This window comes from Pseudomonas sp. A34-9, from assembly GCF_029543085.1.
Taxonomy (GTDB): Bacteria; Pseudomonadota; Gammaproteobacteria; order Pseudomonadales; family Pseudomonadaceae; genus Aquipseudomonas.
The window spans coordinates 904,644-929,105 of record NZ_CP119967.1; the positions used below are offsets into that span (position 1 = coordinate 904,644).

22 protein-coding genes and 1 other RNA gene are annotated in these 24,462 nt (G+C 58.4%); 10 read left to right on the forward strand and 13 right to left on the reverse strand.

Annotated features, from left to right (window positions below; genetic code table 11):
- Positions 1-64: 64 nt before the first annotated feature.
- From P3G59_RS03815 to P3G59_RS03825, 3 genes are all read right to left on the reverse strand, one after another.
- The gene (locus P3G59_RS03815; RefSeq protein WP_277760525.1) at positions 65-1,543 is read right to left on the reverse strand and encodes a glycosyltransferase family 39 protein; all 1,479 of its coding nucleotides are present in this window, start codon (positions 1,541-1,543) and stop codon (positions 65-67) included.
- Positions 1,544-1,573: 30 nt separating this feature from the next.
- Positions 1,574-2,161, reverse strand: a complete 588-nt coding sequence (gene rimJ, locus P3G59_RS03820) for a ribosomal protein S5-alanine N-acetyltransferase (RefSeq protein WP_277760526.1) — start codon at positions 2,159-2,161, stop codon at positions 1,574-1,576.
- Positions 2,162-2,409: 248 nt separating this feature from the next.
- Positions 2,410-2,784, reverse strand: coding sequence for a hypothetical protein (locus P3G59_RS03825; RefSeq protein ID WP_277760527.1), 375 nt, complete (start codon positions 2,782-2,784; stop codon positions 2,410-2,412).
- A gap of 282 nt (positions 2,785-3,066) precedes the next feature.
- Between P3G59_RS03825 and P3G59_RS03830 the strand changes: the two genes are divergently transcribed.
- Positions 3,067-4,107, forward strand: a complete 1,041-nt coding sequence (locus P3G59_RS03830; RefSeq protein ID WP_277760528.1) for an EamA family transporter — start codon at positions 3,067-3,069, stop codon at positions 4,105-4,107.
- Positions 4,108-4,190: 83 nt separating this feature from the next.
- On the forward strand, positions 4,191-4,817 hold the full coding sequence (locus tag P3G59_RS03835; protein ID WP_277760529.1) for a hypothetical protein: 627 nt from the start codon (positions 4,191-4,193) through the stop codon (positions 4,815-4,817).
- A 177-nt stretch (positions 4,818-4,994) separates the two neighbouring features.
- Here P3G59_RS03835 and ssrA read toward each other — a convergent pair.
- The 7 genes from ssrA to P3G59_RS03870 all read right to left on the reverse strand — a co-directional run bounded on the left by ssrA (position 4,995) and on the right by P3G59_RS03870 (position 13,498).
- Positions 4,995-5,383: a transfer-messenger RNA gene (gene ssrA, locus P3G59_RS03840) on the reverse strand.
- Between the two features lie 96 nt (positions 5,384-5,479).
- Positions 5,480-5,758 carry a hypothetical protein gene (locus P3G59_RS03845; RefSeq protein WP_277760530.1) on the reverse strand — a complete coding sequence of 93 codons (279 nt, stop codon included), beginning with the start codon at positions 5,756-5,758 and terminating at the stop codon, positions 5,480-5,482.
- Between the two features lie 130 nt (positions 5,759-5,888).
- Positions 5,889-8,699 (reverse strand): FAD-binding and (Fe-S)-binding domain-containing protein, encoded by a 2,811-nt coding sequence (locus P3G59_RS03850; RefSeq protein WP_277760531.1) that lies wholly within the window; start codon positions 8,697-8,699, stop codon positions 5,889-5,891.
- Positions 8,696-9,367, reverse strand: coding sequence for a lactate utilization protein (locus P3G59_RS03855; protein ID WP_277760532.1), 672 nt, complete (start codon positions 9,365-9,367; stop codon positions 8,696-8,698). The genes P3G59_RS03850 and P3G59_RS03855 overlap by 4 nt, the downstream gene beginning before the upstream one ends.
- A complete protein-coding gene (locus tag P3G59_RS03860) occupies positions 9,367-10,821 on the reverse strand; it encodes a LutB/LldF family L-lactate oxidation iron-sulfur protein (RefSeq protein WP_277760533.1) in 1,455 nt (484 codons plus the stop codon). The genes P3G59_RS03855 and P3G59_RS03860 overlap by 1 nt, the downstream gene beginning before the upstream one ends.
- Complete coding sequence (locus P3G59_RS03865) at positions 10,818-11,642, reverse strand: (Fe-S)-binding protein (RefSeq protein ID WP_277760534.1); 825 nt, start codon at positions 11,640-11,642, stop codon at positions 10,818-10,820. Before P3G59_RS03865 ends, P3G59_RS03860 begins: the two co-directional genes overlap by 4 nt.
- 161 nt (positions 11,643-11,803) lie before the next feature.
- Positions 11,804-13,498 (reverse strand): lactate permease LctP family transporter, encoded by a 1,695-nt coding sequence (locus tag P3G59_RS03870; RefSeq protein ID WP_277760535.1) that lies wholly within the window; start codon positions 13,496-13,498, stop codon positions 11,804-11,806.
- Positions 13,499-13,760: 262 nt separating this feature from the next.
- Between P3G59_RS03870 and P3G59_RS03875 the strand changes: the two genes are divergently transcribed.
- Positions 13,761-14,528, forward strand: coding sequence for an FCD domain-containing protein (locus P3G59_RS03875; RefSeq protein WP_007915207.1), 768 nt, complete (start codon positions 13,761-13,763; stop codon positions 14,526-14,528).
- Between the two features lie 89 nt (positions 14,529-14,617).
- Here P3G59_RS03875 and smpB read toward each other — a convergent pair whose 3' ends face one another.
- Positions 14,618-15,100: an SsrA-binding protein SmpB gene (gene smpB / locus P3G59_RS03880; protein ID WP_007915208.1), complete on the reverse strand. Its 483-nt coding sequence runs from the start codon at positions 15,098-15,100 to the stop codon at positions 14,618-14,620.
- Between the two features lie 119 nt (positions 15,101-15,219).
- Between smpB and P3G59_RS03885 the strand changes: the two genes are divergently transcribed.
- Genes P3G59_RS03885 through P3G59_RS03895 form a run of 3 tightly spaced genes read left to right on the forward strand, consistent with a single transcriptional unit; the run spans position 15,220 to position 17,372 of the window.
- Positions 15,220-16,623, forward strand: a complete 1,404-nt coding sequence (locus tag P3G59_RS03885) for a sodium-dependent transporter (protein ID WP_141127800.1) — start codon at positions 15,220-15,222, stop codon at positions 16,621-16,623.
- Positions 16,624-16,630: 7 nt separating this feature from the next.
- Entirely contained in the window at positions 16,631-17,065 is a 435-nt protein-coding gene (locus tag P3G59_RS03890; RefSeq protein ID WP_007915213.1) for a type II toxin-antitoxin system RatA family toxin, read from the forward strand.
- A complete protein-coding gene (locus P3G59_RS03895; RefSeq protein WP_277760536.1) occupies positions 17,058-17,372 on the forward strand; it encodes an RnfH family protein in 315 nt (104 codons plus the stop codon). Before P3G59_RS03890 ends, P3G59_RS03895 begins: the two co-directional genes overlap by 8 nt.
- A gap of 60 nt (positions 17,373-17,432) precedes the next feature.
- Here P3G59_RS03895 and P3G59_RS03900 read toward each other — a convergent pair whose 3' ends face one another.
- Positions 17,433-17,960, reverse strand: a complete 528-nt coding sequence (locus tag P3G59_RS03900) for an outer membrane protein assembly factor BamE (protein WP_277760537.1) — start codon at positions 17,958-17,960, stop codon at positions 17,433-17,435.
- 97 nt (positions 17,961-18,057) lie between these two features.
- Here P3G59_RS03900 and fur point away from each other — a divergent pair, with 97 nt between their 5' ends.
- The gene (gene fur / locus P3G59_RS03905) at positions 18,058-18,462 is read left to right on the forward strand and encodes a ferric iron uptake transcriptional regulator (RefSeq protein WP_007915216.1); all 405 of its coding nucleotides are present in this window, start codon (positions 18,058-18,060) and stop codon (positions 18,460-18,462) included.
- A gap of 75 nt (positions 18,463-18,537) precedes the next feature.
- Here the strand turns inward: fur and recN are convergent, their stop codons facing one another.
- A complete protein-coding gene (recN, locus tag P3G59_RS03910) occupies positions 18,538-20,211 on the reverse strand; it encodes a DNA repair protein RecN (RefSeq protein ID WP_277760538.1) in 1,674 nt (557 codons plus the stop codon).
- A 240-nt stretch (positions 20,212-20,451) separates the two neighbouring features.
- On the opposite strand from recN, the gene grpE reads away from it, so the two are divergent.
- The 3 genes from grpE (at position 20,452) to dnaJ (ending at position 24,459) form a co-directional block, all read left to right on the forward strand.
- Entirely contained in the window at positions 20,452-21,018 is a 567-nt protein-coding gene (grpE, locus tag P3G59_RS03915; protein WP_007915219.1) for a nucleotide exchange factor GrpE, read from the forward strand.
- A gap of 102 nt (positions 21,019-21,120) precedes the next feature.
- On the forward strand, positions 21,121-23,037 hold the full coding sequence (dnaK, locus tag P3G59_RS03920) for a molecular chaperone DnaK (RefSeq protein ID WP_277760539.1): 1,917 nt from the start codon (positions 21,121-21,123) through the stop codon (positions 23,035-23,037).
- Between the two features lie 297 nt (positions 23,038-23,334).
- The gene (dnaJ, locus tag P3G59_RS03925; protein WP_007953765.1) at positions 23,335-24,459 is read left to right on the forward strand and encodes a molecular chaperone DnaJ; all 1,125 of its coding nucleotides are present in this window, start codon (positions 23,335-23,337) and stop codon (positions 24,457-24,459) included.
- Positions 24,460-24,462: the final 3 nt, after the last annotated feature.

The window sequence follows — 24,462 nt, forward strand, 5'->3', positions numbered from 1 at the left end:
CCGTCAGGATGAAATGAAAAAACCGCCAATCATCGGCGGTTTTTTTTATGCGGCTGCGCAGGCCTCAATAGCCGACGAAGTAATACGCCTGACGCCCGACCATCATCGTTTTAAGCACTTTCAAGGGAGGCGCGGGTTGGCTGTCGCCGGCCATCACCACGACATGGGATGGCGAGGCCGCGAGGAAATCGCGCAACTGCACTTCGGTATCCAGCCCTTTGAGTACTTGCTGGGTGTAGAAGACCGTGGCGCCACCGACCCGCTCGTTGGCCTGAAACAGCGCGACTTGATGCCCGGCGGTTTGCAGCGTCTGGATCTCTGCGCTCAATGGCAGGAACGAAAGCTTCTTGTCGGCGTGGGGCAGTGCCCATTGCGCGGCGGCGAGGTAACTGCCGATCACCAGCGTGAGTACGGCCATTGCCAGTGTCTGTCGATGACGGGCGATTCTGCCGACGAATCCATTGCCTGATTCGTACTGCTTCAAGCGCTCGAACAACACCCCCGCATACTCCGCCGCGATCACCGCCGCGGCCGGCGTCATCGACATCAGATACACCGTGCGTTTGCTCGACGCCAACGTCAGCATGATGAACTGCGCAACGATCCACAGGCTGAAAAACAGCAAGTAACGGTTGGCCTTCAATTGGCTACGGAAATGCCAGAGCCCCAAGTACACCAGAATATTCCACGGCAGGAAGGCTTCCGGCAGTTTGGCCAGGTAGTAATAGAACGGTTCATAGTGCCCTGCCTCGACGAACGATCCGCTGAAGCGTCCGACGCTGTTGGTCAATAGCACTTCTCTGACGGCTTGTGCGCCGCCGTGCTGGAAGAGGATGACGAGCCAGATCAGCAGCGGAATCAAACCGACCAGGGTCAGTAAGCCCGGTCGCAGCCAATCGGCGATTTTCAGGCGCCGGTCCATCAGGTTGTCAGCCAGCAGATAGGCAAAAATCACCACCCCCGGCATGGCCAGCCCCAGCACACCCTTGCTCAACGTGGCGATGGCAATCCCGACGACAAACAACAGCGAGTTGCCAAGTGTCGATGCCCGTTGCGCCTGGAAAAAGGCCAGCAGCGCCGTGGTCACGCCGAGGGCGAGCAACGCATCCTCACCGACCCCGCGCACATTGCTCCAGTAACTGGCCATGGTCGCGAGCAGAATGCCTGCGGTCCAGGCAATCATTTTTGGCCGTTCGAAACGCCGCAACATGCCGTACAGCAGCATCACGCTGAGCAACCCGGCCACCGCTGAGGCCAGCCGCACGGCCCACGGTGAAACACCGAACACGCGCATCGCGCCAGCATCCAGCCACAGACTCAACGGTGGTTTTTCCAGAAACGGTTCGCCGAACAGACGAGGCGTGACCCAGTCATCGTCCAGATGCATCTCCATGGCGATGCCGGCGACGCGGGCCTCGGTGGAGCCTTGCAATTGATGGTTGCCCAGCGCGAAGAAAAACAGCAGGGCGGCAAGCAGAAACAGCGAAGTGACGGCACGCGACATAGGGTTCAGGCAACCGGAAGGGGCGGGAGGCCTGAGCATACGACGGCAATCCTTAACGAATTGTGAAACTCACGCCAATGGTTTCGACCAGCGCTTCTCCGGTGTTTCGAACCTTGAATTGACCAGGGCCGTCAGCACGTGATCCTGCCAGCGTCCGGCAATGTTCAGATACGCTTTGGCGTAGCCCTCGCGCTCGAAGCCCAGGCGCTCAAGCAAGCGAGCGCTGCGCTCATTGCCTGGAATGTAGTTGGCCATGATCCGGTGCAGGTTCTGGGAGTCGAACATGTAAGCAATGCCAGCCTCCAGGGCTTCGTGCATCAAGCCTTGCCCCTGTCGGGAGGCGTCGATGTGATAGCCCAGATAGCACGCCTGAAAGGCCCCGCGAATAATGCCGCTGAAGTTGCACGCGCCGATCATTTGCTGGCCATCCGGCGTCAGCAGGGCGAAATGCATGGCCAGCCCGGCTTCGAATGCACTGGCTTGCACATCGAGGCGGCGGCGAATCTGCGCGCTGGAAAAATATTCGGTGGTGCGGATCGGCGACCAGGGCGCGAGGTGGCGCTGGTTACGCAGGTAGAACTCGCTTTCAAGGTCGGCCTGATCCGGAGCGAGTATCGCGAGCGACAAGCGTTGGCAGGGCAGGGTCAACAGCGGCATCGGGCGCTCCGGAATGGGGGATCTTCCGGCAGCGTCGCGCAATCAGCCGGGTCACGGCAAGTCGTGGCGCAGAAGGGGCTTTGTTTCAGGCAAAAAAAAGCCCGCAGGAGCGCGGGCGAACCGTAGTTTCTTGAATGAGCGAGCGGACTGTACAAGGGTTGGCCACGCAGCTGCAGTGAAGAAAAATTCATCTCGATGGGCGGCTCCAATGCAGTCCGATGCGCAACCGAACGCCGGGTTTTCGCCGATCAATGGCGGGTTTCAGGCCCGGTAGTGTTCTGCGGTTTCTGCGGATCAAGATTGTCCCGTGCCCGACAGACGAGGATCTCGGCCAGTGCGCTCAATTGCTTCATGGCCACCGCCACATGGCGTTTGGAACCGTCGAACTCATCGGCAAAATTTGCGCTGATGGCCGTCAGAGAATCAAGGATCTCGCTGGCGTGGGTAAGCAGGGTCAGTGTGTCGACATCGTCGCGCACCCTGATGAGCTGATTGAGGGGAACGGCACGCCGCCGCTTCATCGCCTCGGTGCGTGCGTGGGGGGGCGACTGGGGTTGAGTACTGGTCGTCGGCGCATCGGAAGGTGCCGAACCAACCAGCGAAAGTCGGGTGATTTTCTTCATGACGTAGCTCCGTGGAGTGAACATTCACTTCAATTGCGGCTGCCAAACCGTCCGCTGGTTGGCAGTGGTCGTGGAGCGTAACGCCCTCAGGAACTGTTCACCAGTTCATCAAAGTCGACGCGTGTTGCGGGAATTTTCCTAGGACGTTCGATGTAGGGTATTGAGCCTGGGTGTTGGCAACGTCGGATATTCGATCCTTCAGGGAACGTTTTACATAATTCTCACCTGAGTTTTGCCATGATTGTTGCCGTTATCTCATTGGCCCGAGCGAGTGATTCCGTCATGAATGTGAGCGTTCTCTACGCTTTGGTTGCGGCAGCGTTGTTTGGCGCCAGTACGCCACTCGCCAAGCTGTTGGGGGTACAGATTTCACCGATTCTATTGGCCGGGTTGCTCTACCTGGGCAGCGGGCTGGGTTTGACCGTCCTGCGTTTTGCCCGCGATCGAGGCTGGCAGCGTTCCGGACTCGGCACCGGCGAATGGCCGTGGCTGCTCGGAGCCATCGGCTTCGGCGGTGTGCTGGCGCCGGTGGCATTGATGTTCGGTTTGACCAGAACATCCGGCGCGAGCGCGTCACTGATGCTCAATCTGGAGTCAGTGCTCACGGCGCTGCTGGCGTGGCTAGTGTTCAAGGAAAACGCCGATCGGCGAATCGTGATCGGCATGCTCGCCATCGTGGCCGGTGGTGTGGTGTTGTCATGGCCGGAAGAAGCCGTATCGGCGCAAGACTGGACAGGGTCGCTGGCCGTCGCCTTCGCCTGCTTTTGCTGGGCCATCGACAACAACCTGACACGTAAGGTCTCGGCCTCGGATGCCCTGTTTATCGCGGGCAGCAAAGGTCTTGTGGCGGGGGTGGTCAACTGCGGCCTCGCCTTGTTCATCGGCAAACAACTGCCCGCAGCCGCCTCGCTGGTGCCCATCCTGCTGGTCGGGTTTCTCGGTTACGGCGTCAGCCTGGTGATGTTAGTCCTCGCCCTGCGCGGGCTGGGCAGTGCGCGCACTGGCGCGTACTTTTCCACTGCGCCGTTTCTCGGCGCAGGTATCTCGATTCTGCTGCTGGGTGAATCGGTATCGCTGATGTTCCTGCTCGCTGCCGCATTAATGGCCGTGGGGGTATGGATTCATCTGATGGAGAACCATATCCACGAGCATCAGCACGAACGGCTCGAGCACGATCATCGCCACACACACGATGAGCATCACCAGCATACGCACGGGTTTGACTGGGATGGAACGGAGCCGCACAGCCATCCGCATGTGCATACGCCGATGCGGCATCGGCATGCGCATTTTCCGGATATTCATCACCGGCATGAGCACTGATCGAATGTCAGAGATCTGGCGAATGATGTCGCTGTGATATCATTTTTTTGTCAGTTTCTTCAGTCTTTCATTTGAGTCATTTCATGAAACCTTTTTTCCTGCTGCCCCTTGTGACCCTCTTTTCTGCTGTCAGCGTTGCCGCTGCACCTTCACCGGTGGCGTCGTTTGCCGCTTGTGACGATCACTCACTGGCCGTTGTGCAATCACCTTTGATCAAGGATCTGGTGCCGAACTCTATCGAGAATGGCCAGATCAAATTGTCCGGCGGCACCAAGAGCGACATGGGCCAGCGCTGGATGTTTGCCAAACCGGTCGAGATCGATGGCATGTCATTGACCGGCTTTTACGCCGAAGACATGGACCTGATGGGCACGCGCATCATCAGTTGGGGCTTCTACGCCAAGCAGACGCCGAATGAACTCCACACCCAACTGGAAAAAGCGGGCGGACCACGCCTGGACAAGTCGCAGGGCCTCTACGCTCGCGCGGAAATCTGGTCCCATGGCAAATCCAGCTGGCAGCCGGAAGATCCTGCTGCCACTGCCGGTAAGCTGGTGACAGACAGTGCCGAGCGTGTGTTTTTGATCGAGCCGGCTCCGGAAGAGCTGAGCTCTGGGAGTAAGGGGATGTTTACCTGCTCGATTCAGGGCAAGGTTAATGAGGCGATGCTTAAGTCCAGTCGTCCGGATTTGGTTGGGGTTGCTCGTTGATTGTTGAGGAGTGCCGGTATGGAAAAGGACGACATTAGGTCGTCCTTTTTTGTGGGTGGGCAGGGCATCGCTGGGGTTATCGAGCCTATCGATTGCAGGCTGCGGTCTTGTGTGTCCGGTTTGGCTGATGCCCAGATGCAACAAAGCCCGCACTTGGCGGGCTTTGTTGTTGAGAGTTGGTGGAGCCGGGGGGATTTGAACCCCCGTCCGCCAGTACTCCGCTGTCGGTACTACATGCGTAGCCGTGTCTATTAAGTTAACCCTCAGCGACCCGACGGGCAGGGTGCTTTGGGCGAGTTGTGTAAGTTTTAGCCGCTTCGTCCACAACGTACTGCACGGCGATTCTGTTCTATATGACAATCATTTTGGGTTTACAGACATCCCCTGATGATTGCTGGACCCGAAGGTACCAGGAGCATTGTCAGCTGCAATTAAGCAGCGAGAGCAACACCGTATTGGTCGTCATTGGCAACTATAAGTAGTTGCAACAGTGGATTTACGACTTCTGTTACCAAGTCGGCATGCACCTAAAGTTTCGCAACCGGCGTCGAATCCTAAACGGCCCCGAACTCATTGCTCAGTACATCTGTTTGAGCAACAAGCCTGCGCAGTGTACGCCAATCGGCCCGCAAGGCCAACCCGAAGGTTGGCCGGGACGCTGATCAGTTGTTGGTGCCGGTGGATTTGCGCAGTTCCACGATGGTTTGCGAGGTTTCCGCAATGCAATCGTCGATTTTGTCTTGAGCCTTCAGCGCCTTGGCCTTGGCCACGCTGGTTTCAGCGCGCTGGCTCAGTTCCGGGTTCGATGACAGCTGCCCCTTGCCATTCTCAATGGTCTGAATATTGGCATCACACAGGTCGGCAGGCTTGCCGTCAGCAAACGAAGCGGACGCCATCATCGATGCAGTAACGAACAGACCTAACAGTACAGAACGTTTCATGTGTATCTCCTTGAACCGAGTGGGTCCAGACTTCGCTGGCCGTCAGGACGGGCAACCGAATGGATGAAAAACCCCGATCAGTCGGGGTTATTCTGTGGACTACAGTCGAACTCAAGGGTTCTATTTTTCTTCAGCAGGCCTTCGCCCGGGTCACGCGGTCCACCAGATAGACCAGACCGTGATAGTCAATCCCGCCATGTTGCGTCAGTCCGATCTCACAGGTGCGGCTGGTGGAAATCCCCTCGCTGCAATGCTGCACAGCATCCTTGAGCGTGCGCAGCGAGTGGCTGTTCAGCTCTGGTGTGGTGAAGCCCTTGTCGCCGGCAAACCCGCAGCAGTGAATGCCTTCCGGAATCACCACGTTGTTGCTGCACTTGCGCGCCAGATCGATCAACGCCTGACTTTCGCCCAGATGTTGCGTGCTGCAAGTCACGTGCACGGCAATCGGTGCGTCTTGTGGTGTGAAGTCCAGTCGATCGAGAAGGTGCGTACGGATGAAGCGCACCGGGTCGTACAGATCCAGACGGGTTTTTCCTACGTCCTGCACCAGTCGCAACGTGCACGGGCTGGTGTCGCAATAGATCGGATCGAGCCCGCCGCGACTGGCATGCAGCAATGCGCTGATCAGCTCCTGACGTTTGTGTTCGGCCTGTTCGGCGTAGCCTTTGGAGGCGAAGGGCTGACCGCAGCAGAGGTTGTCCTGATTGTCCGGGAACACCACTTGGTAACCGGCCTTTTCCAGCAGCCCACGGGTTTTGTCGTACAGCGACATCTGCTCTTTATCACCTGCCGCCGGCCCCATGACCCGCGACACACAAGCCGCCAGATAGACCACGCGCGGACGTTCATCCGACACGCTGGGGCTGAAGCGAATGGCCTTCTCCGGTTGCGGCATCGCGCTCGTCCACAACGGCACCTGGCCTTTGGACAGGCGCGTAATCGTTGCCGAAAGCTTCGCCAGACGTGGCGCACCGAGCATCATTCGCGCACCGTTGGCCACATGCAGGGTGAAGCGTGCGCCTTGCAGGGTCTTGGCGAAATTTCCTTCAATCCAGTCAGCGGTTTTCTGATGCGTCGCGTGTCGGCCACGCAGCTTTTTCACCAGCTCACCGGTGTTTATACCTACAGGGCAACGCTGTGCGCACAGACCAGTGGCGGCGCAGGTTTCGATGCCTTGGTATTCGTAGGCTTTTTCCAGTTCGGTGGTGTCGATGCCCGCACGTTTCTTCGCCTGAATATCGCGCCAGATGACGATGCGCTGGCGCGGGCTCAGGGTCAGGCCTTTCGATGGGCAGACCGGTTCGCAGAAGCCGCATTCAATGCACTTATCCACAATCTCGTCAGCCGCCGGCAGCGGTTTCAGATGTTTGAGGTGGATCTGCGGGTCTTCGCTGAGCACCACGTCCGGGTTGAGAATGCCATTCGGGTCGAGCAGACGTTTGAGCTGCCACATCAGTTGATAGGCGTCGCTGCCCCATTCCAGTTCCACGAATGGCGCCATGTTGCGCCCGGTTCCGTGTTCGGCTTTCAGCGAACCACCGAACTCCACTGCCACCAGCTGAGCGACGTCGTCCATGAACGCTTGATAGCGTGCGACTTCTTCCGGGTTGTTGAAGCCTTGGGTGAAAACGAAGTGCAGATTGCCTTCCAGCGCGTGTCCGAAAAGGATCGCTTCGTCGTAGGCATGTTTGTCGAACAGTTCGATCAAGCGATTGACGCCGATGGCCAGTTGTTCGACCGGAAAGGTCACGTCTTCGATGATCACCGTGGTGCCGGTTTTGCGTACGGCGCCGACGGCGGGAAAGGTGTCCTTGCGGATCGCCCAGAGCTTGGCGTTTTCGGCAGGGTCTTCGGTGAAGTCGACCTGTTTCTCCACCGGGAAACCGCTGAGCGACGCCATGATCTGCGCCAGTTGTTCCTGTAGCAAAGTGGAAGACGCGGCGCGGGATTCGATCAGCAGCGCGCAGGCATTGTTCGACAGCTGTTGTACGAAAGCGGGCATGCCGGGTTTGTCCTGCACCGAACGCAAACTGCGGCGATCCAGCAGTTCCACGGCGGATACCGGTTGGCTTTTCAGCACGGTGACTGCGTTGCAGCAGGTTTCCACATCCGGGAATACGATTAGCGCCGACGCCTTGTTCGGGTGGTCGATCACCGTGTCGTACGTCACCGCGCTGATGAAGCCGAGCGTGCCTTCGGAGCCGACCAGCAAATGGCTCAAGATATCCACAGGCTCATAGAAATCCACCAAGGCGTTGAGTGACAGGCCGGTGGTATTTTTCAGACGGTATTTGTGGCGGATTCGTGCAGCCAGTTCGGCATTGGCGCGGGTCTCGCGGCCCAATGTCGCCAAGCGTTCGAGCAGATCGCCGTGGCTGGTGTGGAATGCCGCGACACTGGCAGCGTCCTCGGTATCCAGGCGCGTGCCATCGGCCAGCACAAGGCGAATCCCGGCCAGTGTGTGATAGGTGTTTTGCGCGGTACCGCAGCACATGCCGCTGGCGTTGTTGGCGACGATGCCGCCGATCTTGCAGGCGTTGATCGACGCCGGATCCGGGCCGATCTTGCGCCCGAACGGTGCCAGCCACGCGTTGGCCTGTGCGCCGATCACTCCCGGTTGCAGACGGATTTGCCTGCCTTGGCCACGAATCTCGCGAGCGTTCCAGTTATCCCCCAGCACGATCAAAACCGAATCGCTGATCGCCTGGCCGGAGAGACTGGTGCCCGCGGCACGGAAGGTCACCGGGACATGGTCGCGCTGAGCCAGTTTCAGCAGCGCCACCACTTCATCTTCGGACTCGACGCGGATGACCAGTTGCGGAATCAGCCGATAAAAACTGGCGTCGGTGCCAAAGGCCAAAGTCGATAACGGATCATCAAAACGGCGTTCGGCCGGAATCAGTTGTTGCGTATCTCGCAGGAAATTCACTGGAAGCGTCATTGGTCCTCCAGGATCAGAACTACGAGGTCTTTCGGGCCGTGGGCGCCGTAGGCCAGCACTTGTTCAATGTCAGCGGTTTTCGACGGGCCGGAGACCAGTAGAGCGTTGGTCGGCATGCCTTGCGCCCACTCGAATTCCTGTTGCACCTGATAGAAGTTGTCACGGATTTCGCTGGCCTTGAGCAGGGCGAAATGCACAGGCGGCACCAGACTCATCAGCCGTGGTTCTTCACGGTTTGGCCAGAGGATCAGACTGCCGGTGGCGGCGATGGCACCGAGGGTACCGGTGAGGCTGGCCGGGGTGTCGTTGAACAGTTCGGCTTTCCATTCTTCCATCGGCCGGTCGTAGGATTTCAGTGTCGGCAGGTCAGGATTGTTCGCCCAGTGCTGTGTGATTTTCTGCCCGTGCGCTGTCGTGGGCGCGATCAACAGGCTCGGCAACTGGCGGTCACGCAGCAATTGCGCAAGCAGCGCCGGCCATTCTGCGTCCGAGGTCAGGTGGATTTCGGTGTGCACCGCTTCCATCAGTTTGCGCAGTTGCGGAATGCGCTGTTCGGCAGTGTAGGTGTAAGGCTGCGTCACCAGATCGACATCGAAGTCGTCGGCAATCGGCGTGGCGCCAGTCAGACTATTGCGCAGCTTGGCGAGGATATTTTGCTTGGCGCTCATCAGCGATCTCCCTGTTTGGCCAGATGCTCGCGGGCCATATCGTGCAACGAACGAGCGGCGGGTTTCGGCGCGCTGTGATTTTGCGTCCACGGGCCGACTTTGCTCGGCGTCAGTGCACGCAAGCGCGTGGCGAAGAAACCGAACAATCGATACAAGATTGGCGAGCTGTTGAGCCTGGCCCAGGCGTTCCAGATAAAGCGTTCTTTGCGCGAATATTTGCTGCCCTGACCACGCATCACTTGATGTGGAGAGTCCGGGGCTTTGACGTTCTCTTCGCGCAGGCGCCGCAGGATCGCCGGGATCGGAATTTTTACCGGACACACTTCGCCGCAGGCACCGCACAGCGACGAAGCGCTCGGATGATCCGGGACTTTCGCCAGGCCAACCATGTGCGGGGTGATGATTTTGCCGATCGGTCCCGGATACACCTCGCCATAGGTGTGGCCACCGACGCGGGTGTAGACCGGGCAATGATTCATGCAGGCGCCGCAGCGAATGCAGTTCAGGGTCTGGCGCAATTCACTGTCGGCAAAGGCCTGGCTGCGACCGTTGTCGAGCAGGACCAGATGCACTTCCTGCGGGCCGTCGAGTTCGTGTTCCTTGCGCGGGCCGGAGATCATGTTGACGTAAGTGGTGATCGGAATGCCCAGCGCCGAACGCGTCAGCAGTGACAGCAACGGCACCACGTCACGCAGGTTTTCCACGACTTTTTCGATACCGGTGACGGCGATGTGCACCGGCGGCACGGTGGTGGTCATGCGCCCGTTGCCTTCGTTTTCCACCAGCAGCAGGGTGCCAGTTTCGGCTACGGCGAAGTTGACACCGGAGACGCCGATGTCCGCTTCGAAGAATTTCTGCCGCAGGACTCTGCGACCGATCTGAATGAGTTGGTCAACGTCCTTGGTGTATTCCACGCCAAGTTTGTCGTGGAACAAGGACGCGACCTGACCGGCATTCTTGTGGATCGCCGGCATAATGATGTGTGAAGGCTTCTCGTGGTCGAGCTGGACGATGTATTCCCCCATGTCGGACTCCAGACATTCAATGTCTCGAGCCTCGAGGAAATGGTTCATCTCCATCTCTTCGCTGACCATCGATTTGCCCTTGATCACTTGCCGCGCCTCGTGAGCGCGGATGATCGATAAGACGATGCCATTGGCCTCGTCCACCGTTTCCGCCCAGTGCACTGTCACACCGTTGCGGGTCAGGTTCTGTTCCAACTGCTCGAGCAGGTCGGGCAACTTGGAGAGCGCGCGGGCCTTGATCGAATTGCCCAGTGCGCGCAAATGTTCTCTTTCGTGGGCATCGCTGAAAGCGGCTGCCCGCTTGGCCATCAGTGAATCCATGGCCGTGCGGAAGTTGTTCCGCAGTTGCTGATCACCCAGGGCATTGTGTGCCCGGGTGCGGAAATCTTCTTCTACGGCGACCGTAGGAATAATCGCGGAAGTGCTCATTGCGCACCTCCGGTTCGTTGCCACAGAAAGCTGGCGAGATGTTGCCCGCGTAGCGTTTCTTTTTGTTTCTCCAATGCGCCGTTGATGTTCATCAAACAGCCACAGTCGGCACTCAACACCTGATGCGCGCCGGAATCCTTCAACGCTTTGGTCTTGTCAGCCACCATCGCGCCGGAGATGTCTGGCATACGGACGCTGAATGTTCCGCCGAAGCCACAGCATTCGCTTTCGTGGTCATGGTTGACCCGTTCCACGTTGCTCAACTGCGCCAACAACTCGCGACCGTGCAGGTGGGTGTTCATTTCGCGGCGTGCCGAACACGAGGTGTGCAGCGCGACTTTGACCGGTTCGCCGCTGTCCTTGAGCTGCACTTTGCAGACGAACAGCAGAAACTCGGCCAGTTCATAGGTGCGGGCCGCGAGGGCCTGAACCTGTTGCAACGTTTCCGGCTCGTCCTTGAACAGGTCGGCGTAATGCTCGCGCAACATGCCGGCGCAGGAACCCGACGGCACCACCACCGGATAATCCCCGGCGAACAGCGCCAGTTGCGAGCGCGCCACCGTCCGCGCCTGCTCGGTGTAACCCGAGGTGTAGGCCGGTTGCCCGCAGCAACTTTGCCCTTGCGGATACTCGACCCGAATCCCTTCGCGCTCCAGCAAGTGGATCGCGTCCATCCCGGCTTCGGGGTAGAACAGGTCGACCACGCACGTACCGAACAGGTAGACCCGCGACGGTTTCTCGCTGGGGTATTGCCGAGGTTCGGGCAGTGGCGGTGCCACACGGGTCGCGTTCGGCACGGCGTTGTAGAAAAGCTCGCTCATCAGGCGTGTCTCCGGGTGGGCCCGGTTATCCGTCTGTTGCGGCTGCTGAATATAGAGAGAGTTGCTTTCAGCAGCCTTACAGACCGGGTTGTGAATTGCTGACGCCGGAATCACGAACCGGCGTCGGTTTTTTCCATGTCGCTTGTAGGCTTCTTATTGGTTTAGTGCACCAGCATGCCGGTGAACCAGTAGGCCTGAGCCAGTGTGATCAGACCGACAATCGTTGCAAAGAATAGGCTGTGCTTGAGGGTGAAGCGGAACAGGTCCGATTCCTTGCCCACCAGTCCGGTCGCGGCGCAGGCCACGGCGATCGATTGTGGCGAGATCATCTTGCCGGTCACGCCGCCGCTGGTGTTCGCCGCCACGAGCAAGGTGTCGTTGACGCCGATCTGGTGCGCGGTGGTCGCTTGCAGTGAGCTGAACAGCGCGTTGGACGAAGTATCCGAGCCGGTGAGGAACACGCCGAGCCAGCCAAGGAACGGCGAGAAAAACGGGAACGCCGCGCCAGTCGCTGCCAATACCAGAGCCATGGTCGAAGACATGCCGGAGTAGTTGGTGACGAAGGCGAACGCCAGCACCATGCCGATCGACAGAATCGGCCAGCGCAGTTCGTAGAAGGTTTCTTTCAAAGTGGTCAGACCAGTTTTGAAATTGATCTTCAGCACCAGCATCGAGATTAGCGCGGAGAAGAAAATAGCCGTGCCGGTCGCGGAAATCGGGTCGAGTTTGAACACTGCTGGAATGGCGGTCGGAGTGGCCACGATCGGTGCGGTTTTGATCACCAGTTGATCAAGGTGCGGAATCGCGAAATTGAACACCCAGCTGTACATCGAGCCGCCGGCGGCGAACATCGCTTTGAAAGGCTTCAGCGTCCAGATGGTCACCAGCACGGTGAGGATCAGGAATGGCGACCACGCTTTGAAAATTTCCCCGAGGCTGTAAGGCGAAGCTACGGTGGTGCGTTTCTGACCGAAACCGCCGACGCTGGCGGTGATCGCTGCGCTCGACGTGGCACCGGCGATTTGCGCGCCGGCGGTGCGTTTTGGCTGCCAGACTTTCAGGAACAGGGTCAGGGAAATTAGGCTGGCCAGGGCCGAAGTGATGTCCGGCAGCTCTGGGCCGATGAAGTTCGAGGTGAAGTATTGGGTCACGGCGAAACTCAGGCCGGCCACCAGTGCAGCGGGCCAGGTTTCACGCACGCCGCGCAGGCCATCCATCATGAACACCAGCCAGAACGGCACGAACAGCGACAGCAGCGGCAGTTGGCGACCGGTCATGGCGCCGATCTTGAACGCGTCAATCCCGGTGACTTGACCGGCAACAATGATCGGAATGCCCAGTGCGCCGAACGCAACCGGTGCGGTGTTGGCGATCAGGCACAGGCCGGCGGCGTACAGCGGGTTGAAACCCAGGCCGACAAGAAGTGCGGCCGTAATTGCCACGGGTGCGCCGAAACCGGCGGCACCTTCCAGAAACGCACCGAAGCAGAAACCGATCAGCAGTACTTGCAGGCGCTGGTCGTCAGTAATCGATAACACCGAGCTGCGGATGACCTCGAACTGACCACTTTTGACCGTCAGCTTGTAGAGGAACACCGCCGCGACAATGATCCAGGCAATCGGCCACAGACCGTAGGCGAAGCCATACCCGGCGGCGGCAAAGGCCATGTCGACCGGCATCTGGAACGCGAAGATTGCTACGGCAATCGACAAGGCGAGGGTGATGCTCCCGGCCACGTGGCCTTTGAGGCGGAACACCGCCAGCGCGAGGAAAAAGAACACGATGGGGATGACGGCCGCGAGTGCGGACACGCCGAGACTGCCGAGCGGGCTGTAGAGCTGTTGCCAGGTTTGCATATGGGGTGGCCCCTAATTGTTGTTGGTCAGGCACTGTCAGCGTTCTTGGATAATTGGTAAGACCAATTTACAATCGCTGTTGGCTAGGGTAAAAGCCTTGATGTCGGTGTGTCAATTTGCCGCCCTAAAACTTTTGTCGAACAAGCGGTGCAGATCGCATCTGATCCGGTTTCGGCAAGTGGCGTCTGGTAGGTGTCGGCAAGGCGCCGATAGGCCAGAATAGAGAGCCCGGCGAGCGGTCGGGATCGTGGAGAAATGAGTTATGGGGTTTGATCAGATACGTCAGCGCCGTTTGTCTGACGACATTGTCGAGCGACTTGAGGGGATGATCCTCGAGGGCACGCTGAAGTCCGGTGAACGGCTACCGGCGGAGCGCACGCTGGCTGAACAATTTGGCGTATCACGGCCGTCGCTGCGCGAAGCGATTCAGAAACTCGCGGCGAAAGGGCTGCTGGTCAGTCGCCAGGGTGGCGGCAATTATGTGGTGGAAAGTCTGGGCTCGACGTTCAGTGATCCGCTGCTGCAGTTGCTCGAAAGCAATCCTGAAGCACAGCGCGACTTGCTCGAGTTTCGGCACACTTTGGAGGCATCGTGCGCCTATTACGCAGCATTGCGCGCGACGGATGTTGATCGCGAGCGGCTGACGGCGGCGTTCGAAGAGTTGCAGGATTGTTATTCACGCCATGACGAAGTCAGTCGGGCGGAGGAGGGCGCGGCGGACGCGAAATTCCATCTGGCCATTGCCGAGGCCAGTCATAACGCGGTGTTGTTGCACACTATTCGTGGGCTGTTTGATCTGCTCAAACGCAATGTGGTCACCAACATCGGCGGCATGTACAAGCAGCGCACGGAAACCCGCGACATGCTGATCACCCAGCATCGGGAATTGTATCTGGCGATTATCGAAGGGCGCGCGGAGCAGGCGCGTGAGGTTTCCAGCCGACACATTTTGTATGTGCAGGAAGTACTGGAAGAGGTGCGGCAGGAAGTTCAGCGCATGGCCCGGGCGGAGCGGCGCAAGGGGATGTAGCGTTTTAAGTGCAAAAAGATCGCAGCCTTCGGCAGCTCCTGCACAGGAATTTGCGTTTTCCTGTAGGAGCTGCCGCAGGCGGCGATCTTTTAGTCTTCCTTGCCTTTGTTGCGCACTGCACGCTGCAGTTCACGACCGGCGTCGCGCTCGCGCTCGGTATCACGCTTGTCGTATTCCTTCTTGCCCTTGCCCAGAGCGATCTCGCACTTGACCATGTGCTTGCTCCAGTACCAGGACAGGCAGACGCAGGCGTAACCCTTTTGCTGCACGGCGGCGGCAAGTTTTTCCAGCTCGCGGCGGTTGAGCAGCAATTTGCGCGTGCGCACCGGGTCGGCAATGACGTGGGTGCTTGCGGTCATCAGAGGCGTGATGTGGCTGCCGAGCAACCACGCTTCGCCATCCTTGAGCAGGACATAGCTGTCGACCAGCTGTAGCTTGCTTGCCCGCAGACTTTTTACTTCCCAGCCGGCCAGGACCAGACCAGCCTCGAACTTATGCTCGATGAAGTAATCGTGTCGCGCCTTTTTGTTCTGCGCGATGGTCCCTGTTGGGTGTTTCTTCTGTTTAGCCATAGGGGCGGCATTATATGGAGATAAACGGCTGTCGGCTACGGTGATGCTGCGTGCTTGAGCAGGTTGAGTGAATCCCGGACAATGCGGCCTCTTTTTCTAACGCTTGGGCGTGATAAACGATGTCGACAGACAAGGTTTCTGTCCACGGCAGTTGGGCTAGCCGCTGGGTTTTCATACTCGCCGCGACCGGTTCGGCCGTGGGACTGGGTAGCATCTGGAAATTCCCCTACATGGTCGGGGTGTACGGCGGCGGCGCCTTTGTGCTGATGTTTCTGGCGTGCATTGCACTGATCGGCATCCCGGTCATGCTCGCTGAAACCCTGATTGGCCGGCGCGCGCGGCAAAGTCCGGCGAACGCCTTGAAGGTACTGGCGCTGGAAGCCGGGCACTCGGGCAAGTGGTCGTGGGGCGCGTTCGCCGGGATGATCACGGCGTTGCTGATCCTGTCTTTTTATAGTGTGGTCGGCGGCTGGTCGCTGGACTACATCGTCGACATGGGCCGCGGTGACTTCCAGGGCGCGACGGCGGATCAGGTAGGTGCTTATTTCGGCAATGTCATCTCCAATCCATGGCGCCTGACACTTTGGCACACGATTTTTATGCTGCTGTCAGCCTATGTGATCGCCAAAGGCGTGGTTGCCGGGCTTGAGCGCAGCTTGCGCATCATGATGCCGCTGCTGTTCGTGATGATCCTGGTATTGCTGGGTTACAGCATGACCACCGGGCATTTCATGGAAGGCGTGCATTTCATGTTCGACTTCCACCCGGAAAAAGTCCTCGACGGTTTGTTGCCGGCGATGGGGCATGCGTTCTTCTCGCTGAGCGTCGGTGTCGGCTCGATCATGATCTACGGCGCTTACATGCCGAAGAGTTCGTCGTTGTCCGGCACGGTTGTCGGCGTGGCACTGCTCGATACCTTTGTGTCGCTGGTCGCCGGTCTGGCCCTGTTTCCGATTGTGTTTGCCGGAGGCCTGAATCCTAGCGAAGGGCCTGGACTGATGTTCGTCAGCCTGCCATTTGCCTTTGGTAACGTAGCTTTCGGGCAGCTAATGGGCGTGGTGTTCTTTGTGCTGGTGGCGATTGCGGCATGGAGTTCGGCGATTTCGCTGCTGGAGCCGATGGTTGCCTATCTGGTTGAACGCACGAAAGTCAGTCGCGCGTGGGTGACTTTCTGGCTGGCGTTCATCTGCTGGTTCGTCGGTCTGGGCACGGTGTTCTCCTTCAATATCTGGAAGGAAGCCAAATTTTTCGTGAACGAAGGCGGGATGTTCCATCTCTACCAATGGGGCGCGCAGAGCGGTCTGGACTTCTTTGGCGTGATCGATTTCTTCACCTCGCGGATCATGTTGCCGCTCGGTGGCCTGTGTTTTGTGCTGTTTGCCGGATGGGTGATGGGGCGTGAAGCGGTACGCGACGAGTTGTCGATCCGCAATCCGGCACTGTTCGCCCTGTCTTTGTTTTTGATGCGCTACGTGGCGCCCATCGGCATTCTTGTAGTGTTTGCCGCTCAGCTCTGGAAGTAACGCTCACATGACGACACATATTCAACGATCAGCGCTGCTGCCGTACCCGGCGCAATTCCTCTACGACCTGGTCAACGACGTGGCGCGTTACCCGGAATTTTTGCCGTGGTGCTCGGCCGCTGAAGTGCTGGAAAGCTCGCCGGAGCATATGCGCGCCAGCGTGGGCGTGGCCAAGGGCGGCCTCAGCCAGCATTTTGTGACGCGCAATACGCTGGTGCCGGGGCAGTCGATCGAGATGAACCTGGAAGAAGGCCCGTTCAATCAACTGCACGGCGTCTGGGTGTTCAAGGCATTGAATGAAAAGGCCTGCAAGATCAGTCTCGATCTGTCGTTCGATTACGCCGGGCCGCTGGTGCGTGCCACGTTGGGGCCGCTGTTCAATCAGGCTGCCAATACGCTGGTGGACGCGTTCTGCCAGCGTGCCAAGCAGATGCATGGTTGATCCTGTGATCGAGATAGAAGTCGTGTACGCGGCCGTGGATCGTCAGGTTTTGCGCTCAGTCAGCGTAAGTGACGGCGCAACGGTGCGGGCGGCGGTGCTGGCATCGGGTATCGGTAGCGAGTTCCCTGAGCTGAATCTGGCGCAATGCCCGCTGGGCATCTTTGGCAAAGTGGTTGCTGACCCGGATTCTCGGGTTATTCAGGCAGGGGAGCGCATCGAGATTTACCGCCCCTTGCTTGCCGATCCAAAAGAGGTTCGACGGTTGCGTGCGGCCAAGGCTGCCGAAGCCAAGGCCCGAAACGTGTAAATAGCCAAATCGCAGACAATAAAAAACCCGGTATTTCCGGGTTTTTTATTGTCTCGCCAATTATTGCGGCGAGGTGTCCAGCGGCTCTGGTGTTGGAACCGGAACGGTTTCTACACCATCGACGTCCTTCTGGATTTGATCCAGCAAGGAACCTGGCTTGACCGGTTTTTCCGGTTTTGGCTTCTCGGCGTTTTCAGCAGGAGCGGACACGGTGGTGCCACTGTCCTTGCCGAGAATGGCTTCGTCACGGCTTACGCCCGGCATAAAGTCACCGGACAGGCTGACAAGCTGGTCGTTTGAGTTGAAAATAACGCTGATGCGTTCCTGTTGGCGTTCACCGCCACCCGGTTGCAGGCTGTACAGATAATCCCAGCGATCGGCATGGAACGTGTCGACAAGCAGAGGGTTACCCATGATAAACCGTACTTGCGGCCGGGTCATTCCCGGGCGTAACTGGTCTATCATGTCCTGCGTGACGACATTGCCCTGCTGGATGTCGATTTTGTAAACCCCGGGGAATGAACAACCGGCGAGTGCGAGCAGTCCCACAAAGGTGAAACTGGTTAGCAAGAGCTTGGTGTTTTGCATCGGTGGGCGACTTCCACTATCTTGGCTGGGACAACGTAAACGCCGATCATACCCGCATTAAGAGAAGCTGCGAAGCAGCATCGCGAGAAAGCTGACCATGGTTGAAAATAGCGAACTACGCAAAGCCGGCCTTAAAGTGACCCTGCCACGGGTCAAGATCCTGCAAATGCTCGACTCCACCGAGCAGCGTCACATGAGCGCCGAGGACGTCTACAAGGCGTTGATGGAAGCTGGCGAGGACGTCGGTCTGGCCACGGTTTACCGTGTTCTGACCCAGTTCGAAGCGGCTGGCCTCGTGGTCCGTCACAACTTCGACGGCGGCCACGCGGTTTTTGAGTTGGCCGACAGTGGTCACCACGACCACATGGTTAACGTGGAAACCGGTGAGGTTGTCGAATTCGTCAGCCCGGAAATCGAAAAGCTCCAGAAGGCAATTGCCGAAGAGCACGGTGTCGAGTTGGTGGATCACAACCTGGTGCTGTACATCCGCAAGAAAAAGTAAGCATGTCGCGCGAATTTCACATTCGCGAAACGAACGAAGGCGACCCAAGGGTCGCCTTCGTGCTTTCTGTCGTTGTTAAACCTTGGCGGTGACGACCATTTTTTTCGCGTGGGCCAGGGATTCCTTGGTCAGGTCAATACCACCGAGCATGCGTGCCACTTCTTCTATACGGTCGCTCTTGCTCAGTTTGGAGACCGCGGTGTGCGTGGCCTGTTCGCCGCGTACCTTGTGCACGAACAAATGCTGGTGACCCTGTGCTGCCACCTGCGGCAAGTGCGTCACGGTCAATACCTGGCCGCGATCGCCAAGACGGCGCAACAGTTGGCCGACAATTTCTGCGGTCGGGCCACCAATGCCTACGTCCACTTCGTCGAACACCAGTGTTGGAACGCGGGACGTCTGTGCGGTGATGACCTGAATCGCCAGGCTGATACGTGAAAGCTCACCGCCGGAAGCGACTTTTGCCAGCGCCTTCAGCGGTTGGCCCGGATTGGCGCTGACCAGCAATTCGACCTGCTCCAGGCCGTTGGGCAGCAATTCGTCGCTGCTGTTGGCCTTCAATTCGATCGTGAATCGGCCACCCGGCATGCCCAGCCGCTGAATCTCCTGCTCCACCGCACTGGCGAGGCTGCCGGCAGCCTGATGACGCAAATCGCTCAGTTCCCGCGCTTTCTCTTGATAGTGACGGGCATACGAGGCCAGTTCTTCACCCAGACGTTCGATGGATTCGTCATTGGCATTGAGGGTTTCGATCTCATCCAGCAGTTTCTGCTGCATTTCACCGACTTCGGTGGGTTGAATCCGATGCTTGCGTGCCAGGGTGTAGATGGCGTCCAGACGCTCCTCGAGATATTGCAGACGGGCCGGATCGGCATCGAAGTTGTCGAGGAAACGATTGAGTTCGCCTACGGCCTCTTCGACCTGGATCTGCGCGCTGGTCAGCAGGCTGCTGGCTTCGCCCAGTGCGCCGACGGAGTTATTCACGCTCGACAGGCGGTTGAGGCTGGCGGTCAGCGCGTTCAATACATTGCCGGAATCGCTTTCGCTGCATTGCTCGACCACTTGCCGGCAGATGCCCAGCAGGGTTTCGGCGTTGGTCAGGTTTTTGTGTTCCTGCTCCAGTTGCTCCAGCTCGTTATCACCGAGGCCGAGGTTTTCCAGCTCTTCGAGTTGATAGCTCAGCAATTGGTGGCGCGCGCGTTGTTCATCGCCGGAATTGGAGAGGCGCTCGAGTTCCTGGCGAGTCTGCCGCCAGCGCTGGGCGGCGAGCTGAACCTGGCGAGCCAGATCGGTAGCGCCGGCGTACTCGTCCAGCAGGCGACGATGGGTATCGGTTTTCAGCAGGGACTGGTGTTCATGCTGGCTGTGGATATCGATCAACAACTCGCCTAGCGACTTGAGGTCACCGAGTGGGCAAGGGGTGCCGTTGATGTAGCCGCGCGAACGACCCTCGGATGTGATTACCCGGCGCAGGATGCACGGGCCATCAGTCTCAAGATCACGCTCGGCCAGCCATGCGCTGGCTTCAGGAATGTCAGCCAGATCGAAGGTCGCGAGAATATCGGCCTTGTCGGCGCCGGGACGAACCACGCCGCTGTCGGCGCGATCACCGAGCGTCAGCCCCAGCGCGTCGAGCATGATCGATTTGCCAGCGCCGGTTTCACCCGTGATCACGCTCATCCCGCGATCGAGTTCGAGATCGAGATGTTCAACGATGGCGTAGTTATGTACGGACAGGTGCACCAGCATAAAGGCCGCTCCCAAGCTAAAGGTCTGGTTATTTATACAGTGTTTTGTTTCGCGCTGACAATGCCCTCCCTTAGCTCGATTTGCTTGAACCGCAAATCTGCTTAGCGCATCGAGGAATGAGGATTCGACACTTTTTTGTAGGGTTAATGTTTGAAGGCCCTTGAAGCCTGATTTTGCGGCCCCATATATCGGGGCAGAAGCGCGAGTCAGGCTCGCGGACGAAATTGAAAGGAGAATTCTATGGCTGACGAACAGACAGTAGATACGCAAAACCCAGAAGCCAATCAGGCGCCCGAAGGTTCGGGTGATGACCTGGCGACCCGTGTACAAGTGCTCGAAGAGCAATTGGCCGCCGCGCAGGATCAGTCTCTGCGTGTTGCTGCCGATCTGCAGAACGTCCGTCGCCGTGCCGAGCAGGACGTCGAGAAGGCGCACAAGTTTGCCCTGGAAAAATTTGCCGGCGACCTGTTACCGATCGTCGACAGCCTGGAACGCGGCCTCGAGCTGTCGAACCCGGACGACGAAAGCATCCGTCCGATGCGCGAAGGCATCGAGCTGACGCTGAAAATGTTCCACGACACCCTCAAGCGTTACCAGCTGGAAGCAATCGATCCGCATGGCGAACCGTTCAACGCCGTTCAGCATCAGGCGATGGCCATGCAGGAAAGCGCCGACGTAGAACCGAACAGCGTTCTGAAGGTGTTCCAGAAGGGCTACCAGCTCAACGGTCGCTTGTTGCGTCCGGCGATGGTTGTGGTCAGCAAGGCGCCGGCGCCAATTTCGCCTTCGATTGACGAGAAGGCTTGAAATTAGCCGCAAGGCCCCCATTTAGAAGTCAAGCGTTTAAGTGCTACCGCAGTCAGCCACCACTGCTGCGGCATCCAAATCCAAAGTTTCGGGAGAGTTAACATGGGCAAAATTATCGGTATCGACCTGGGGACTACCAACTCCTGCGTCTCCGTGCTGGAAAACGGCAAAGCAAAAGTTATTGAAAACGCTGAAGGCGCGCGTACCACGCCGTCGATCATCGCTTACGCCAACGATGGCGAAATCCTGGTAGGTCAGTCGGCCAAGCGTCAGGCTGTGACCAACCCGCACAACACCCTGTACGCAGTAAAGCGTCTGATCGGTCGTCGTTTCGACGAAGAAGTTGTGCAGAAAGACATTCAGATGGTCCCTTACAAGATCGTCAAGGCTGACAACAACGACGCCTGGGTTGAAGTGAACGGCCAGAAAATGGCCCCGCCACAAATCTCGGCTGAAATTCTGAAGAAGATGAAGAAGACCGCCGAAGACTACCTCGGCGAGACCGTGACTGAAGCGGTGATCACCGTTCCGGCCTACTTCAACGACAGCCAGCGTCAGGCGACCAAAGACGCCGGCCGCATCGCCGGTCTGGACGTAAAACGTATCATCAACGAACCTACCGCAGCTGCACTGGCTTACGGTATGGACAAGGCCAAGGGCGATCACACCGTGATCGTTTATGACCTGGGTGGCGGTACCTTCGACGTTTCCGTGATCGAGATTGCTGAAGTTGATGGCGAGCACCAGTTCGAAGTACTGGCCACCAACGGTGACACGTTCCTCGGCGGTGAAGACTTTGACATTCGTCTGATCGACTACCTCGTTGACGAATTCAAGAAAGAAAGCGGCATGAACCTCAAAGGTGATCCGCTGGCCATGCAGCGTCTGAAAGAAGCCGCTGAGAAAGCCAAGATCGAGCTGTCTTCCGCTCAGTCGACCGACGTCAACCTGCCGTACATCACTGCAGACGCGACCGGTCCTAAGCACCTGAACGTGAAAATCTCGCGTGCCAAGCTCGAAGCACTGGTTGAAGACCTGGTTCAGCGCACCATCGAGCCTTGCCGTATCGCCATGAAAGACGCAGGTCTGGACGTTGGCGCGATCAACGACGTGATCCTGGTCGGTGGTCAGACCCGTATGCCGTTGGTGCAGAAGCTGGTAACCGATTTCTTCGGTAAAGAAGCTCGCAAAGACGTTAACCCGGACGAAGCCGTTGCCATGGGTGCCGCGATTCAGGGCGCTGTTCTGGCCGGTGACGTGAAAGACGTTCTGCTGCTCGACGTCAGCCCGCTGACCCTGGGTATCGAAACCATGGGTGGCGTGATGACCGCGCTGATCGAGAAAAACACCACGATTCCTACCAAGAAATCGCAAGTGTTCTCGACTGCCGACGACAACCAGGGCGCTGTGACCATTCACGTGCTGCAGGGCGAGCGTAAGCAAGCCACTCAGAACAAGTCCCTGGGCAAGTTCGACCTGGCCGACATTCCACCTGCTCCACGTGGCGTGCCGCAGATCGAAGTAACCTTCGACATCGACGCTAACGGCATCCTGCACGTTGGTGCGAAAGACAAGGCGACCGGCAAGACCCAGTCGATCGTGATCAAGGCCAACTCCGGTCTGTCCGACGAAGAAATCGAGCGCATGGTGCGTGACGCCGAAGCCAACGCTGAGGAAGACCGCAAGTTCGAAGAGCTGGCCGCTGCCCGTAACCAGGGTGATGCACTGGTTCACTCGACTCGCAAGATGATTGCTGACGCGGGCGACAAGGTTACCGCTGAAGAGAAGACTGCGATCGAAGCGGCTGTGGTTGCTCTGGAAGCTGCCGTCAAAGGCGACGACAAGGCTGCCATCGAAGCCAAGGTCGAGGAGCTGTCGAAAGTCTCCGCTCCGGTTGCTCAGAAGATGTACGCCGAACAGGCTCAGCCTGCTGAAGGCGCGGCACCGCACGACGAGAAAGCTGAAAAGGCTGACGATGTTGTCGATGCCGAGTTCGAAGAAGTCAAAGACCACAAGTAAGTTGTTGGTCGGCCGGTTGACTGCCTTCAGGCAGTGACTGGTAGGATGTCGCCGCGCGGGAGCTAGCTCCCGCGTTGGCGTATCTGGAATACGCGAATTTTTACAGCATGCGACAAGCCTTGCGTGTTGGCGGTATGGCCGGGAATGCTCCTGCTTTTCGTGCCGAAAGTACCGCAAGAAACAAAGACCAGGATCGTTGAATTGACGTGAGTTGGGTCCGGGCCTGTATTGGGGCTCAGCGAGTTTGGCGATCCTCAGGAGGGGTTTGTCGAACGTCCTCAAGAGTGCGGAAAACTTATGGCAAAGCGTGACTATTACGAAGTGTTGGGTGTTGAGCGCGGCTCAAGCGAGGCGGACCTGAAGAAGGCCTACCGTCGTCTGGCAATGAAGCACCACCCGGACCGTAATCCCGATGACAAAGCATCGGAAGAACTGTTCAAAGAGGCCAACGAGGCCTATGAAGTGCTGTCCGACTCGAGCAAGCGTGCGGCCTACGACCAGTATGGTCATGCCGGCGTTGACCCGAGCATGGGTGGCGGTGGCGCCGGTTTCGGTGGTCAGAACTTCTCGGACATCTTTGGTGATGTCTTCAGTGATTTCTTCGGCGGCGGACGCGGCGGTTCCCGTGGCGGCGCTCAGCGTGGCAGCGACTTGCGCTACACCCTGGAGCTGAACCTGGAAGAAGCGGTGCGCGGCACGACCGTGAATATCCGTGTTCCGACATTGGTCAACTGCAAACCTTGCGATGGCTCGGGCGCGAAGAAAGGCTCGTCGCCATCGACGTGCCCGACCTGCGGCGGCATCGGCCAGGTGCGCATGCAGCAAGGCTTCTTCTCGGTGCAGCAAACCTGCCCGCGCTGCCATGGCCAAGGCAAGATCATTTCCGACCCGTGCGATTCCTGCCACGGTGACGGTCGTGTCGAAGAGTACAAAACCCTCTCGGTCAAAGTGCCGGCCGGCGTTGATACCGGTGACCGCATTCGTCTGTCCGGCGAAGGCGAGGCGGGTACGCAGGGCGGTCCGACTGGCGATCTGTACGTGGTCATCAATGTCCGCGAGCACGACATCTTCCAGCGCGATGGCAAACATCTGTTCTGCGAAGTGCCGATCAGCTTCGTCGATGCGGCATTGGGCGGCGAGCTGGAAATTCCGACCCTCGACGGTCGCGTCAAACTGAAAATCCCTGAAGGCACCCAGACCGGCAAGCAGTTCCGTGTGCGCGGCAAAGGTGTGGCGCCGGTGCGTGGCGGTGGTGCGGGCGATCTGATGTGCCGCGTTGCGGTGGAGACGCCGGTCAATCTGAACCGTCGTCAGCGCGAACTGCTGGAAGAGTTCCGCAGTTCGCTGGCCGACGACAACAGTCATTCGCCGAAAACCACCGGTTGGTTCGACGGTGTGAAGCGCTTCTTCGGCGATCTGTAAGGA

Coding starts and splice junctions, on each gene's coding strand:
- P3G59_RS03815 (WP_277760525.1), bottom strand. CDS start 1,543: ATGCTCAGGCCTCCCGCCCCTTCCGGTTGCCTGAACCCTATGTCGCGT.
- rimJ (WP_277760526.1), bottom strand. CDS start 2,161: ATGCCGCTGTTGACCCTGCCCTGCCAACGCTTGTCGCTCGCGATACTC.
- P3G59_RS03825 (WP_277760527.1), bottom strand. CDS start 2,784: ATGAAGAAAATCACCCGACTTTCGCTGGTTGGTTCGGCACCTTCCGAT.
- P3G59_RS03830 (WP_277760528.1), top strand. CDS start 3,067: ATGAATGTGAGCGTTCTCTACGCTTTGGTTGCGGCAGCGTTGTTTGGC.
- P3G59_RS03835 (WP_277760529.1), top strand. CDS start 4,191: ATGAAACCTTTTTTCCTGCTGCCCCTTGTGACCCTCTTTTCTGCTGTC.
- P3G59_RS03845 (WP_277760530.1), bottom strand. CDS start 5,758: ATGAAACGTTCTGTACTGTTAGGTCTGTTCGTTACTGCATCGATGATG.
- P3G59_RS03850 (WP_277760531.1), bottom strand. CDS start 8,699: ATGACGCTTCCAGTGAATTTCCTGCGAGATACGCAACAACTGATTCCG.
- P3G59_RS03855 (WP_277760532.1), bottom strand. CDS start 9,367: ATGAGCGCCAAGCAAAATATCCTCGCCAAGCTGCGCAATAGTCTGACT.
- P3G59_RS03860 (WP_277760533.1), bottom strand. CDS start 10,821: ATGAGCACTTCCGCGATTATTCCTACGGTCGCCGTAGAAGAAGATTTC.
- P3G59_RS03865 (WP_277760534.1), bottom strand. CDS start 11,642: ATGAGCGAGCTTTTCTACAACGCCGTGCCGAACGCGACCCGTGTGGCA.
- P3G59_RS03870 (WP_277760535.1), bottom strand. CDS start 13,498: ATGCAAACCTGGCAACAGCTCTACAGCCCGCTCGGCAGTCTCGGCGTG.
- P3G59_RS03875 (WP_007915207.1), top strand. CDS start 13,761: ATGGGGTTTGATCAGATACGTCAGCGCCGTTTGTCTGACGACATTGTC.
- smpB (WP_007915208.1), bottom strand. CDS start 15,100: ATGGCTAAACAGAAGAAACACCCAACAGGGACCATCGCGCAGAACAAA.
- P3G59_RS03885 (WP_141127800.1), top strand. CDS start 15,220: ATGTCGACAGACAAGGTTTCTGTCCACGGCAGTTGGGCTAGCCGCTGG.
- P3G59_RS03890 (WP_007915213.1), top strand. CDS start 16,631: ATGACGACACATATTCAACGATCAGCGCTGCTGCCGTACCCGGCGCAA.
- P3G59_RS03895 (WP_277760536.1), top strand. CDS start 17,058: ATGGTTGATCCTGTGATCGAGATAGAAGTCGTGTACGCGGCCGTGGAT.
- P3G59_RS03900 (WP_277760537.1), bottom strand. CDS start 17,960: ATGCAAAACACCAAGCTCTTGCTAACCAGTTTCACCTTTGTGGGACTG.
- fur (WP_007915216.1), top strand. CDS start 18,058: ATGGTTGAAAATAGCGAACTACGCAAAGCCGGCCTTAAAGTGACCCTG.
- recN (WP_277760538.1), bottom strand. CDS start 20,211: ATGCTGGTGCACCTGTCCGTACATAACTACGCCATCGTTGAACATCTC.
- grpE (WP_007915219.1), top strand. CDS start 20,452: ATGGCTGACGAACAGACAGTAGATACGCAAAACCCAGAAGCCAATCAG.
- dnaK (WP_277760539.1), top strand. CDS start 21,121: ATGGGCAAAATTATCGGTATCGACCTGGGGACTACCAACTCCTGCGTC.
- dnaJ (WP_007953765.1), top strand. CDS start 23,335: ATGGCAAAGCGTGACTATTACGAAGTGTTGGGTGTTGAGCGCGGCTCA.